This window comes from Lysinibacillus sp. NPDC093688, from assembly GCF_050280145.1.
GTDB classification, from domain to species: domain Bacteria; phylum Bacillota; class Bacilli; order Bacillales_A; family Planococcaceae; genus Lysinibacillus; species Lysinibacillus xylanilyticus_B.
Map to the genome: position 1 here is coordinate 21,570 of NZ_JBNNUX010000003.1, position 14,827 is coordinate 36,396.

General features: G+C 32.4%; 9 protein-coding genes. All 9 read left to right on the plus strand.

Annotated elements, in window-relative coordinates; genetic code table 11:
- Positions 1-235 precede the first annotated feature (235 nt).
- The gene (locus tag ACQKN2_RS03810) at positions 236-1,084 is read left to right on the plus strand and encodes a TnsA endonuclease N-terminal domain-containing protein (RefSeq protein ID WP_427413761.1); all 849 of its coding nucleotides are present in this window, start codon (positions 236-238) and stop codon (positions 1,082-1,084) included.
- Positions 1,065-3,185 (plus strand): Mu transposase C-terminal domain-containing protein, encoded by a 2,121-nt coding sequence (locus tag ACQKN2_RS03815; RefSeq protein ID WP_427413762.1) that lies wholly within the window; start codon positions 1,065-1,067, stop codon positions 3,183-3,185. The genes ACQKN2_RS03810 and ACQKN2_RS03815 overlap by 20 nt, the downstream gene beginning before the upstream one ends.
- A 4-nt stretch (positions 3,186-3,189) precedes the next feature.
- Positions 3,190-4,824, plus strand: coding sequence for an ATP-binding protein (locus tag ACQKN2_RS03820; protein ID WP_427413763.1), 1,635 nt, complete (start codon positions 3,190-3,192; stop codon positions 4,822-4,824).
- Positions 4,825-4,836: 12 nt separating this feature from the next.
- Positions 4,837-6,567 carry a TnsD family Tn7-like transposition protein gene (locus tag ACQKN2_RS03825; RefSeq protein WP_427413764.1) on the plus strand — a complete coding sequence of 577 codons (1,731 nt, stop codon included), beginning with the start codon at positions 4,837-4,839 and terminating at the stop codon, positions 6,565-6,567.
- 9 nt (positions 6,568-6,576) lie between these two features.
- Positions 6,577-8,067, plus strand: coding sequence for a TnsD family Tn7-like transposition protein (locus tag ACQKN2_RS03830; RefSeq protein ID WP_427413765.1), 1,491 nt, complete (start codon positions 6,577-6,579; stop codon positions 8,065-8,067).
- Positions 8,068-8,516: 449 nt separating this feature from the next.
- On the plus strand, positions 8,517-8,765 hold the full coding sequence (locus ACQKN2_RS03835) for a lipopolysaccharide assembly protein LapA domain-containing protein (RefSeq protein WP_427413766.1): 249 nt from the start codon (positions 8,517-8,519) through the stop codon (positions 8,763-8,765).
- A 998-nt stretch (positions 8,766-9,763) separates the two neighbouring features.
- The gene (locus ACQKN2_RS03840) at positions 9,764-12,229 is read left to right on the plus strand and encodes an S-layer homology domain-containing protein (RefSeq protein ID WP_427413767.1); all 2,466 of its coding nucleotides are present in this window, start codon (positions 9,764-9,766) and stop codon (positions 12,227-12,229) included.
- Positions 12,230-12,472: 243 nt separating this feature from the next.
- Entirely contained in the window at positions 12,473-13,834 is a 1,362-nt protein-coding gene (locus tag ACQKN2_RS03845; RefSeq protein WP_427413768.1) for a TraB/GumN family protein, read from the plus strand.
- A 250-nt stretch (positions 13,835-14,084) separates the two neighbouring features.
- A complete protein-coding gene (gene tlp, locus ACQKN2_RS03850) occupies positions 14,085-14,321 on the plus strand; it encodes a small acid-soluble spore protein Tlp (RefSeq protein WP_053595505.1) in 237 nt (78 codons plus the stop codon).
- Positions 14,322-14,827 lie beyond the last annotated feature (506 nt).

Here is a 14,827-nt window from a genome sequence, read left to right on the forward strand (position 1 = left end):
GCTTGTAGAATTAGATTAGAAATTGGCTGAATTAGATATATAAGAAAAAGGAGTTCAACTGAGATACATGTAAAAATGCATTATCTCACTGAATGTAAAAAAGAGTAGCAAAAGCTACTCTTTTTTAATCATTATGTTGATCACAATCATAACAAAAGCAAGCCTTCTATAGTACTTGTAAATCGTCAGAATATTTGGTATTAATAATAGAAAGAAGTCGATTGGTGGTGATGATTTGTCGATTAATAAATATACTTGGACAGAAGAAAAAATTGCAAAATTCTATAAAGAAGGAAGAGGTTCAGGAGAGTTAAATCATTATGTCCCTTGGATTAAAACTCACGAAATACCAAGTAACGGACGAGTACACCGACCATTGGGCTGGAAGACAAATAGAATTCACCATTTATTGTCTGATCTAGAACTTTCTTATTTTTATTATTTGGAATGGAGTCACAAGGTAATCGATATTAGAGAGCAATTCCCACTAAAGCGTGATAGAACTATGAATATTGCGTTAGAAAAAGGTATTAAACACCCTTTTGAAAATAAAACCCAAACAAATATTGTGATGACTACCGATTTTTTGATTACAACACGCATTAATAATGAAATTGTCTATTTAGCGCGGTCTATAAAACCCAGTAGTGAATTAGAAGACACACGAGTTTTAGAAAAATTAGAGTTAGAAAGACAATATTGGGCTGATAATAATATTGAATGGTGCCTAATAGATGAGAAAGTAATGTCACAGCAATATATAAGCAATATGGATTATATTCATGAATATTATTATCTAAAAGAAAAAAATGAAGAAACAATTAGTTTATACTTTCTTGAGTATTTAGCAAACTCTAAACGGTTAAATCCTCAAAATCTGTTAGTAACGTGTTGTAAAGAGTTTGATTCCCTATATAACCTTGAGAATGGCTCAGGAATTTATTATTTGAGACATTTATTTGCAAAGCAATATATATTAGCAGCCACTATGGAGAACCCAATTCAACCATTTAAAATAAATTTGACTGAAATTATTATAAATAAAGGAGGTATTAATAAGATTTATGATAATTCTATCGGTTAATGAACTTATTGTAGATATTGATTTGAGAATTACTTATAGAATCTTATGGATTGATAGTGGTTATGTGATTGCTTATGTAATTGATATTAATGATGCAAAAGCTACTCCCTTTACTATGAAAATTTCAGAAATTGAAGAACGAATAAATACCGCTAGTTATGTGGTGGAAGTAAGTCAAAGCATATCTTTGAAAAGGATTCCAACTCAAAAAGATATCGATCATAGAGATAATGCCTGGGGGATTATTAAAGAAATAGTTAATCTGGAACCGGACATTTATATGAAGGAACGAAGACATAAATTAATTGAAAGTGCGATGATTAAACATAATGTAAAATCTCGAAATACTTTTTATAAAAACTTAAGAAAATATTGGCAAAGGGGTATGATTAAAGACAGTCTTTTCCCAGATTACTCTTTAAATGAAACTGTATTAGTATATAAGAAAAAAACGGGAAGACCTAAAGCTAATGGAAAATCCGGTGTTATTATAACCACTGAAATTAAAAGCCAATTTGAAAAATCCTTAAAAAAATACTACTTAAGTACAAAAAAGCCCTCTTTAAAATTTGCTTATAAAATGATGATCCGCGATTATTATACAAAATTTAAATATTACGATGAAGTAAATAATGAAAAGATAGTCCTGAAATCTGAAGAGGAAATACCTTCATTTAGGCAATTTGAGTACTGGTATAATAAAGAGTTTAAAAATGATGAGGTAACAATAGCAAGAGAAGGATTAAAAAAATTCGAACAAAATTTTAGACAAGTTCTAGGTTCTTCAACAGCTGAAACACAAGGTCCAGGAGATATTTATCAAATAGATGCGACACCTAGCAATATATATTTAGTTAATCGCTTTAATCCTAATTGGATTGTAGGTAGGCCCACAACTTATTTTATTGTTGATGTTTATACACATTTGATCACAGGTCTTTATGTAAGTTTAGAGAATGCTTCTTGGAAAGCCATGATGAGTGCAATTTTGAATGCATGTACTGATAAGGCGGAATACTGTAAAAAGTATGGTATAAATATATCTCAAGAAATGTGGCCTTCAATGCATTTACCTAACAATTTTATTGGGGATAGAGGAGAATTAGCAAGTAGTGGTGTTAATCACTTAATTGAAGGATTAGGACCGAGAATTAGTAATACACCACCCTATCGCCCAGATTGGAAAGGAATTGTCGAAAAATTATTTGATTCTTCTCAAGAAAAAATAAGACCCCTCCTTCCTGGATATGTACATAAAGACCATGGTGAGAGAGGAACGAAGGATTATAGATTAGAGGCAAGTCTTAATATTGAGGAATACACGAAAATATTGATAAATTTCGTTCTCTATTATAATAACAATTTTTATATGAATGATTATGTGAGAAGCGAAGAACATATAAGGGATAATGTAGAGCCAATACCAATCAAATTATGGGAATGGGGAGTTAAGAATGCAGCAGGAAAACTTCATAAACACGATATAAACAAGGTCAAATTTTATTTATTGCCAAGAGATGTAGCAACTGTAACTGAAAGAGGAATTAGGTATAAAAAGATGTTTTATACTACCCGTAGAGCCATAGATGAACAATGGTTTTCGAAAGCAAGAAGAGATGGAAGTTGGAAAGTGGATTTTTCCTATGACCCACGAAATATGAACGATATTTATTTACATTCAAATGATGGGGATCTATATATTCGCTGTACACTTATAGAACATCAGGTGAGATATAAAGACAAGACGATAGAAGAAATTAATCAATTGTTAGAATATGAAAAAGATGGTCAAAAAGATTTTGAACATACTCAATTAGAAAATGAACTGAATTTTTACTCCAACATTGAATCAATTGTTAGACAGGCCGACAAGAAAAAAGAAGAGAAAATTGATAAAACTATAAGTAAATCTGAAAGAACAAAAAATATAAAGGATCATAAGCGTAATGAACGTAATCAAATGTTTGAAGAAATGGCCTTTAAATTAGAAGATAAGAAGCAAGATGTAAATCCTAATACATTAGCAATAAATGAATCTAATGCAGAAGAAGAAACACCTAGATTTTCTATAAAAAAATTATTTGAAAATAAAGGGAAATAAAAAGATGAAAACATTAATTCAATTAAATAATGGAGAATATGCCATAAGTGCAGAATATACTAATCAGGTTATAGCAGATTATCGTGATAATCCATTAATTGAAGCTCTTCCTCCTATTCGATCAATTGAAGAGGCTTTTGTTCAATTAGGGTATTTACCTGAATATGATGAAAATGAAGTGCAACTTTCTGCTCATTATCGATACCATTCACTTACAAGATTAATTCGCTTTTATCAACCATTAGAGAAAACGCTTGAATTAGAAATACGATTCTCAAGATTATTGAGAGATGGTTATGTGTATAGAAACCCAAGAAATAAAACTCATGCTGAAACATTGATCGAGTTACATCGAAGATTGGAAAATAAAGAGCCATTAGGGCTTCCTCCTGATATCAGAAAAACAGCTTCTAGTTTATCGATTATAGGCTTTTCTGGTATGGGTAAATCATCAGCTATTGAAAGAGTTTTATCGTTATATCCAAAGGTAATTATTCATAAATATCCGTTAAATATTATGCAGGTCCCCTGGCTAAAGTTAAACTGCCCTAATGACGGATCACCTAAAACCTTATGTTTGGATTTTATTACAAAAATGGACGGTATATTGGGGACAACTTATTTTAAGCAAGGACTTAAAAGAGAGTCGCTGAGTTATTTAATTATACACATTGGTCAATTAGCGAGAGCGCACTTTTTAGGTGTATTAGTAATAGATGAAATTCAGCATATGCTTACTGCAAAATCAGAGGTTTCGAATAGCATGATGAATTTTTTGGTCACTTTAGTTAATGAAATTGGTATTCCAATTGTCCTGATTGGTACTACTAAGGCAAAGCAATTACTTCAAGTGAATTTTCGGCAAGCCAGGAGGGCTGGAGGTCATGGGGAGCTAATCTGGGAACAAATGAAAAAAGATGACAATTGGGAAGTACTATTAAGTAGTATGTGGAAATATCAATGGACTAAGGAAAAGGTAGAGCTAACTAAAGAGTGGCAAGATGTTCTTTATGAGGAAAGTCAAGGTATTGTAGATATAGCAGTAAAGTTATTTATGTTAGCGCAATCAGATGCTATAGAATCTGGAATAGAGAAAATATCCACTAGTATGATTAGCCAAGTTAGCAAAAAGTATTTAAAAATGACACGTAAAATGCTTCAAGCTTTAAAAGAAGGAAATTTAGACGAAATAATGCAGTATGATGATATAACACCGTTTGACGTTGAAGATTTTCTTTTACAAAGAGAAAAATCGGTTAATATGAGGGATTTAATAACTAAACAAAAAGAAAATATTGCAGCTAAAAGAGAAGAGAAAGAAATCTCAGTTTTACAAAAGGTTATCTTAACATTAATTAACCTTGAGGTTGAAGCTAAATATGCAGAGACAGTAGCGAAAAAAGTAATTAAAGAAAATCCACAAATTTCTTCCCAAGAGGCTGTTCAATTAGCATTAACAAATATTAACCAACATGTTCAATATGAGAATGAAAAAGTGAAAAATAAAAAGAATAAAAGGTCAACGAATATTATCTTTAAAATAGTCGATAATGGTCGCAAAGAGAGAAATTCAGCGCATGATTCTTTAATTAATAAAGAGTTAATCATAGCCCCTTTCTCGGACAAAAAACTATTTTAGGGCGGGATAATATTGATTGGTTGGTTTCCATTTCCATATGAAGATGAATTACTTTATAGTATTTTCGCTAGATATTCCACTAAAAGTACTGAGTTAAGTTTAAGAAACACACTAAAAAAATTATTCAATGATAGTCGATCTAAACTAACACCTGATTTCCCATCTAATTTGGCGATAGTAATGGAACAGTTACGTTTATTTGAATATATCGATTTTGAGCCTCTATTGTTTAAACAAACTCCATTTTATTACTTTACAAACTTTCTTATTAATTCTGATAAAAAATCAATTATTGAAGCAGTTAAATTAAAGAAAACGAATAACATTCAAATGATACTAGGGCAGATTCAAAGTAAAGTAAAAGAAACTAAATACTTTAAATACTGCCCTTCTTGCCTTAATAATGATATACAAGAGTTCGGTGAGTCTTATTGGCGAATATCCCATCAGCTTCCTAGTGTATTTATTTGTTTACAGCATAATGAGTCTTTACATTTTAGTTCAGTACTATATAGAAACAAAAATTCACAGTTAGTAACACCTAATAAAAATAATTGCATCCCTTCTATTGATACCAGATGTATTGGAAATAATGTAACTTTTGCAGAGATTAATCATTTAATTAATATAGCCAATAATAGTAATAAGTTGTTGATGAAAGATATAAATGTTAACTCCTTAAATTTAGTGTCTCTGTATAAAGACAAGCTAGGAAAAAAAGGATTAGCCACAGCAGGCGGTCATGTACGACAAACCGATTTATATAATGAGTTTATGAAGTTTTATGGTATGAACATTTTGGGTTATTTTCAATCAGTCCCTTTATTAGAACGAGAGTCTTGTTGGTTAAAAACCATTACACGTAAACATCGAATATCCTTCCATCCTGTAAGGCATTTATTATTAATGAATTTCTTAGAGATAGAAATTAATACTATTGAGATGGATTATTTTGAAAGTCCATTTGGAAAAGGCCCTTTCCCGTGTTTAAACCCTGCTGCAGAACATTATAAAGATTTAGTAGTGAATAATCTAAGTATAAAGAGATGTACTGACACAGGAAGACCAATTGGAATATTTAATTGTAAATGTGAGTTTAAGTATACACGTTTGGGCCCAGATACTTCTAAAGAAGGAATGTATGAATACAGGTTTGTTAGGAATTTTGGTGGCATATGGGAAGATAAGTTATTTCAATATATTGATAACGAGCATTTAAGCTTTAGAAAAGCAGCTAAATTATTGAAAGTCGATGTTGGAACAGCAATTAAGTATTATAGACAAAATAAAAATGATGATGAAGTAATTAAAAAATCGAAAAATATAATAGACTATCGCTGTAGTTGGTTACGAACTAAAAAAGAGAATCCAACATATTCAAAAACCAAATTAAGAAAATTAAATCCTAATATATATTCATGGCTATATAGATATGATAAAGAGTGGTTAAATTATAATTCACCAGCGTCGATAAAGAGTACAAAAATAGTATCAAGAGTAAATTGGCGTGAAAGGGATTTGGAAATATTGAATCTAATTAAGAGATATTTATTAACAATAGATAATGATACAAAACCCGTGCGATTAACAAAAAGACATATAGGGATTGCGATTGAAAAATTAGCTTTAGTTGAAAAGAAGTTAGAGAAAATGCCTTTAACAAAAGAACTACTTGCATCAGTAACTGAATCGAATGAACAGTATAGAGAACGACTTAAGATGTGGAGAATAAAACGTTTATGAGGTGATTACATGAACTCATTCTTTCCAATTATTCAAGAAGATGAATTACTCTTTAGTTTGTTTGCCAGATACCATGAAAGGAGTCTAAATAAGAATGAAAAAATTACATTAACTGAACTAGGTTCACCTAGGATAAATCCTCTGCTACCAAACAATATACAAAATTTTATTGAAACATTAGGACCCTTTTCACAAGATAAGGAGTATTATTTGATTCATCATACTCTTTTTAATTACTATTGTAATTTTCTCCCTCCTATTCAAAGTAATGATTTACTCCATTATATGATTTATGGCTTAAAAGAGAGAAAATCAAATGTAAAACCCCAACTATTGAGTAACTCATTTACTTTAAAGTTTTGCCCTAATTGTGTTCGGGATGACATTAAAAATCTTGGTGAATCATATTGGAGGTTGCCCCACCAATTACCCACAAGTTTAATTTGTTTAAAACATGATGTTATTTTGGAAAATTGGAATTATAGTGAAAGTAAAACTTCATTGAAAACATTAAAAATTAGAGATTTAAGTACTGGGGTATTTGTGGAATTCTCGAATAAAACAAGGTTTTATGCACGTAAATTTGCAAAACAAAGTTTGAAGTTAAATAAGGAAAAATCGAATTTGTATTTTAAATTTAGGTACGGTAAGTTCTACTTGGTTTTAATCGCAAATGGATATGTAAATTCTACAGGACAAGTTGATGTATTAAAACTTAGATCAGATATAGAGAAATACTATGGAAATGAATTAATGAAACTGGCAAGATTTAATGAACGGATATATGAGCAAATTGTAGAATACCCTCTAATATGTAATATACATTTCACCTATATTGAGACATTATTTTTTATTAATTTCTTTTTTAACTCTTTATCAGATTTTATGAAATGTAATTTAACTCTCCCAACAGGAGAAATTGGACCTTTTCCATGTTTGAATTATTTTTGTGAGAACTTTAATCAATGTAATATACAAGATGCTAAAATATATTTTGATAAGCAAAAAAGAAGGTTAATCATAAATTTCAAATGTGTTCAATGTAATTGTGAATATGACAAGATTTTCAGAATTAAGGATTGGCACTTGATTGAAACATGGTTTTATAAAACAGAAGAATGGAAAATCAATGTATTATCATTAATCTATAATAAGGGTCTTAGCATAGAAACAGTTTCAAATAAATTACATATCAGTTCAATTGAAATTGAAGAGTTACTTAAAGAAAATAAAAGAGAGAAATGGTTTGAACCAGAGGACTTATCAATATGCTCGGAGACCTCTATTAATTGGATAAAAAGAGATAAACAAGTGCTATTATATTTAAAATCAATTGTTAGTAAGGGTATAATGTTTGAAAAATCTAAAGTATATTCATGGATTTATTTGACACTTGATAGGACAAGTATAAAAGCCGAACTGCAATATCTTTTGAAAACAAATGAATACATAGAAAAGCATAAATTGTTTGATGAATATCTATATAATAAAAGTAAATAGGGTACGACTTAGAATAGATGTTCGAAAAAGTGTCTTGAAGTGTTTTAAAGTTACGTCACGATTAAGTTGTGGTTAAAATAATTTGATTTTTAAAATCACATCACGATTAAGTTGTGTTTTTGATGATTTTAAGTGACGTAGGAATCAGTGTTTTCAGTGATTTCACGTCACGACTAAGTTGTGCTTAGACATCTTCTTGTTAGCATATATAAAGTCGTTAAAAATAATTATTTAAATATCGTGCAATTCACATCCGTTCGCTTGTAATAAAAGAAGCGAGCGGATGTTTTTTGTTTTGGATGTTTCATGGTAATAAAGATATTTTAAAAATAATAGAGTTGTTTAAAAAAGGGTAATACCCTTGCTGCTAAATATTGATTGTCCTAAGCTAATCCAGATTCTATAATAGTGAATATAGAATCGTTAAATAACAATGAATGAGGTGGCTTATGAAAAGGCAATGGAACTTAATATTAGCAATAATTGTGGTCTTAATTATCGCGGTATTTTCAGTTATAAATGTTGACAAGGTAACGGTTAATTATTTACTTGGAAAAGCTGAGTGGCCATTGATCCTCGTTATTATTGGATCAGTCCTATTGGGAGCCCTATTAGTTGGATTAATTAGTATGATGAAAATTTATCAACTTCAAAGAGCTTTGAAAAAGGCAGGAGGAGAAATAGATCAACAGTCTTAAATGTTGATCTATTTCTCTAAGAGCCCTATTGTAAAACAACTCAGCTGTTGTTATATAAACATCACTAAAATAAGATATCAATATTTTTTTCCATTCAATAATTTGAATATCGTTTTTCAGTACTCTTGCAAGTCAATATTAATATTAAAGGGATCTCATTAAAGTATTAGCAGAATTACTCACGCTAATACTTAGCTCAGCCTGTTTCCCACTTACAACTCCAATGGTAATACGAAGCTCAAACTAATATATTCAAATTTTAAATTAGGTACTAGCTATTTACCTATTTATTTTACATTAACATCAATATTGGTTCATCGACTGAAGGGTGGCCAATACGGTGATGTTTGCTTCCTTAAAAAAGCAGTGCCCAGAAAAAAATGGGGCACTGCTTTTTTAATTATTAATAATTATTTATGGTAGTTTCTGTATGATCTCAGAATAAACATTTATCTTGGATGCAATATCAGCTTGTTTTCCATTAATGTAGTAATCCGCCCTAATCTCACCATAAACATTCTCAATAATGATAGCGTTACTGTGGAAATAAGGCTTCATAATCGGTTCAGTATCTAAGCTCATTTCGGATGAAACGTTCCCACCTTGAGATGGCGCTCTCATTTCCCGAAATAACTGTCCAATTGCATTTGCCTTACCATCTTTGATTTGCGCGGATGTATAAATACCGTTATTTGGATATTGTGTATTTTATTTACCAATCGGAGAGGTATAAATTACCTGTTAGACCAATTTCATAGTAATATTACCTTATTTTTAGTATTTATTTTTTGGAATCGAAGTAATATTATTGTCTAGTAAGGCAAATTATGATTGGGAAATTTAATCATGATAAATTTAGAAGATGCTTTATATATAGTTTTTTGTAATAAATATATTATTTTCGAAAACTTATTATACATATTTTAAAAATTAATAGAGCGATAATATTGTTTTCGCAGAATAATCTAATTTTACTAAAGTTCTGGAGGAATATAATAATGGCAAAGCAAAACAAAGGTCGTAAATTTTTCGCAACTGCAGCTACAGCAGCTCTAGTAGCATCAGCAATCGTACCAGTAGCATCAGCTGCTGAATTTAAAGATGCAGATAGCATTTCATCTTGGGCAAAAGAAGCCGTACAATTTTTAACTGACAAAGGTTTCATCCAAGGCGATGAAAAAGGAAACTTCAACCCAGCTGGTACGCTTACTCGTGCAGAAGCTGCTGAGATTTTATCAAAAGCATTGGATTTAAAACCTACAGGAACAGAAGATTTTTCTGATGTAAATGAAAATGACTGGTTCTATAACGCAGTGCTTGCAACTTCACCTGAATTATTTGATGGTATGGGCAATGGTAAATTTGAACCTAAAGCTCAACTAACAAGAGAACAAGCTGCTAAAGTTATCGTGCAAGGTTACCAATTAACAGGTAAAGCAGATCTTAGCAAATTCTCAGATGCTTCTAAAGCTTCTAAATGGGCTGTATCTTTCTTAGAAACAGCTGTTGAAAACGGTGTAATCAATGGTAAAGGCTCATTATTAGCACCACAAGATAAAATTAGCCGTGAAGAATTCGCTACTATGGTAAAACGTACAATTGATGCAACAGCTAAAGAGGTAACACCAGCTGTAGATTCTGTAAAAGGACTTAATGCGAAGGAACTTGAAGTGAAGTTCAACACAGCTGTTGATAAAACTGATGCTGAAATGACAACGAAATATGCTATTAATGGTGTAACTATCACGAAAGCAGAAGTGTCTGAAGACGGAATGACTGTTATTTTAACAACTAATAAAGAGTTAAAATTAACTAATGACAAAGTGACTGTAAAACCAATCAAAACAAAAGCAGATGCTAAAGTTCTAACTGAAGAGTTTAATAAATTAATCACATTTGCAGATACAACTCCTGTTAGCGTAAAATCTGTTGAAGCAAAAGGTACTACAGCAGTTATCACTTTCGATGAGCCTGTACAAAGTGAAGGAACAATAAGCTTAAATGGTACTGAACTTGCTAAGGATAGCTATAAATTATCTGGAAAAACGTTAACAATCAAAGATTTAACTGCTGAACAAACTTATAAAGTGGACATTGTTGGCGCAACTGACTTCGCTAACAATATCGCTAATCCTATTGCTGTTAACTTCACAGTTGCTAAAGCAGACGTTGATAATACAAAACCAACTGTTTCAACATCAGTGAACGGTACAGAAATCACTTTTGATTTCTCAAAAGAATTAAAGAAACAAAAATTTAACGGAACTGAAGGGTATGCAAAAGTAACTGTTGGATCAAAAGAGTTCATCTTAACAGATGCTGATATTAAAGATGCTACTGATAAAACTGTATTCACTATCGATGCAAAAGACGCTTTAGGTACAGCTAATTTTATTAACACAAACATTAAAGTTGAAGGGCACAAGGATTTAGCTGGTAATGCAGGAGATGCATTTGAGTTCAATGCTATTCTAACTAAAGATACAACGCCTGCTACACTTGTATCAGCTTCAACTAAAATGTTAGTAGCTGACGATGTAAATTCTACTACAGACGTAGATGCTTTATACCTTACTTTTAGTGAACCAGTAAAAGTAGATGGAGAATTAACGCTTAAAACTCAAAATGGTATTGCTTACACTGTTGGAAAAGTAACACCGGTCAAAGCTGAAGCTGGTTTCGACATAGATGGTAACGGTAAAATCGAGGGTGCTGAGAAAAATACAGTGAAAATTGACATTGATTTAGATAGCAACTCAACATATACATTTGAATTATCTGCTAAAGCAGTTACAGATTTAGCTGGCAACGTGACTGCAGATACAATTACATTCAATGTTACAACTGGAACGTTCGAAGCTACACCTGTAACTCCTACAGATTCATTAGTATTTGCATCAGTGGTACCAGATAATGCAGATAACAAAGTATTTACTGTTGAATACGCTGCAGATGTGACTGCAACAGCAACAACAGCTGCTAACTACACACTTGAAGGAAAAGAACTTCCAGCTGGAACTCAACTTCAATTTGTAGACGGTACTAAAAAAGTAAAATTCACTTTACCAGAAGGTTCTATCACTGCTAATGGTCCACGTGTACTTGAAGCTAAGAATGTAGTAGATACTAAAGGGAACACACTTAAAAATGGTAAAGCTACAACTACAGTAACACTTAAAGAAAATGTTGCACCTGTAGCTTCTAAAGTAACAGTAGTAGATAGCAAAACATTTACAGTAGACTTCTCTAAAACTATTGCTGATCAAACTACACCAACAGGTTTAACAGTTAAAATTGCTGGATCAACTGTAGCTCTTGATTCTGCTGTTGTAACTGGTGGTAAACTTACTATTAAAACTAAAGCTGATTATGCTCAAACAGATAGCGTTGTAGTTGAATTCAAATCAACAAACCTAGTTGATGCTAATAACAACAAAGTTAAAGACGGTTCTATTTCAAAATAATAAGTTTGTAATGTAAACCGTTCAAAATATAAAAGCCTTGTGGAGATATCTCTACAAGGCTTTTTCTTTTTTGAAACCCAATTAGGATGGATATACATATTAAATGACCAAGCATCTTCTGGTTTTTCAAGTCAATACAAAATTGTAAACATTTTCACATTTAGTATAAAACAGAGCGGTAGTATATGTTATAATTTCAAACGATGTTAACTCAGAAAATAAGACCAAGGGAGAGAAGATAATATGATGAAAAAGATAATGAAACGTACGGGTGCTGCGTTGCTTGGCGCTTCATTGATGCTGACTACAGTTGTGCCAGTGATCCATGCGGAGGAGCAATCACCTCCCTTAGCGCCATCGATTAGTGAGTGGGCTATTGAGACCTTAAACGAGGGTGAAAAATACGGGATTTTCCCAATTGAATGGTATTACGAAGACTTCCTTCAAGAAATCTCTGTGGAAAAGGTAAATGAACTACTGGCATTAACGGAAAAGAAAATTGCCTCATTGGGCTTAGCGGAAAATAAAAAGTATAAGCCAGTAAGCGTGAAGAACGATAACACACGCGGTGATATTGTAAAGCGTTTGTATAATATCGTGGCGCGTTATGATTTACCTGTTGGCAAAGATGCCATTAAATTTATGAAAGAACATAATATTTTACAAGGTTCTTCAAACGGACTGCAATTAGAGAAGAAAGCAACGACGCAACAAGCTGTGCTACTAGCTGTTCGATTCATTCAGAGTACATATGCACTTGCAGAGCAAGGGGCAAAGGGGGTAGCCTGGGTAGTAGAGGATGAGGATACGCGTGTGTATTTACTGGGCTCCATTCACCTAGGTACACCTGACTTATATCCATTCGATCAAAAATTAGTGAAGGCGTTCGATGAAGCGGATGCGCTATTAGTAGAGGCAAATCTTCTGGATACGAAAGGGCATGATTATTATGCGGAAAAGGCAATGTATTCAGATGGCTCAACACTGAAAGATGCTGTTGCACCAGAAACATATGCGAAGCTTGAGAAAGTTGCAAAGCTATACAATCTTCCGATGGAACAACTGACATTGCAAAAGCCTTGGACGCTGTCAAGCACCCTAGCAATGCTGTCAACAGATGATTCCTTTGGTATGACACCACAAGAAATGGCGATGCACGGTATTGATATGTACTTTTTATTAAATGCACAGCTGCAACAAAAGCCAGTGATTGAATTAGAAGGTATGAAAGCACAAGTTGATATGTTTGACGCGTTATCGCCAGAAGCACAGGAGCAGTCTTTAGTTGCTGTGTTGGATAACATCATCAATCCATCTGAAGAAAACCAATCTAACATCCTCCAAGAGTGGTTTACAAGCTGGAAGCAGGGGAACGTTGAAGAGTTTGCAAAAAGCTTCCAAGCGATGGAAGGCGGATCGTCAGAGTACAATGAAATGCTATTTGGTTTACGTGATGAACAAATGGCAAAGAAAATCATGAATGTACTTAAAGAGAAAAAAGGTACGTACTTTGTTGTGGTTGGTTCAGGTCACTTCTTAGGTGAGAAAAGCATTCGCTATCATTTGGAGAAAAACGAGTACAAAGTGAAGCCATTTTATCAATAAAAAAAGCCAAAGAGCACGGGCATTAAGGGTAAGTTGTACCTTAATATAGTTATTTTAGTAAAAAAGCCTTTAAGGGAACTATTTCCTTAAGGGCTTTTTGTCTCCTCACTTGGCAAGAAAACTGTAAGCCTTTCTCCAGTGCTTGTTGTGCCAAAAAGGGCAAAAGCACTTTTCTTAGTAAAAATTAGTGTACATATAAACATAAAAAAAATACAAACTAATTGTCACGTCGAAATTTTAGGAGGTTACAATGGCCAATTCAAGACACTCGAAACCAGATGATAGATCCAATAACGTTGAACGAATTCGTGATATCGTTAAGAACACTGAAGAAAAACTTCATGAAGCGGAAATTAGTTTGGAGTTTGCAGACCCTATGCAAAGTGAAATGATTAAAGAAAAAAATAAGCGACGTCAAAAGTCGATTGAAGGATTAAAAGAAGAAATGAAAGATGAAATGGCAGCACGTAAAAAAGGAGAAGTGTAGAATTGGAGACTTAGGAAGAGGAACTACCTTTTCTCCAACTTGAAAGTACTTCCCAACAGAAGCAGATGGTTTAGAAGTTCTATAATGGGCTTCTATATCGCCGTCTGCTTTTATTATGAGGTTGTAAATGACTTATTACATCCCTTTTTAGAAAATGGATTATCAACACAAATTGGATGATTTCCTCTACTTTGGACTTACACAAAGCCTCGGACGCAATTATGCTGAGGCATAATTGATAATTAAATATAGATAAAATTTGAACCCCGCGCTTTGACATTGTTTCAAAATGCGGGGTTTCTTTAGGTCTTCTATTGTAGATGTCTTAGTATTGAATAACAAAGTATACAAAAAGGGGTTAAGTATAATTAAAGAATAATTTAACCAAAAAAGATGAACCTTTTCCATTGGTCATTTGTTTATAAAGTATAACGCAGAGAAAGGAGTGCCTTGGATTGACAGAGCGTGAATTATTCGATTCTTATAACAAGGATGTATACCGCACG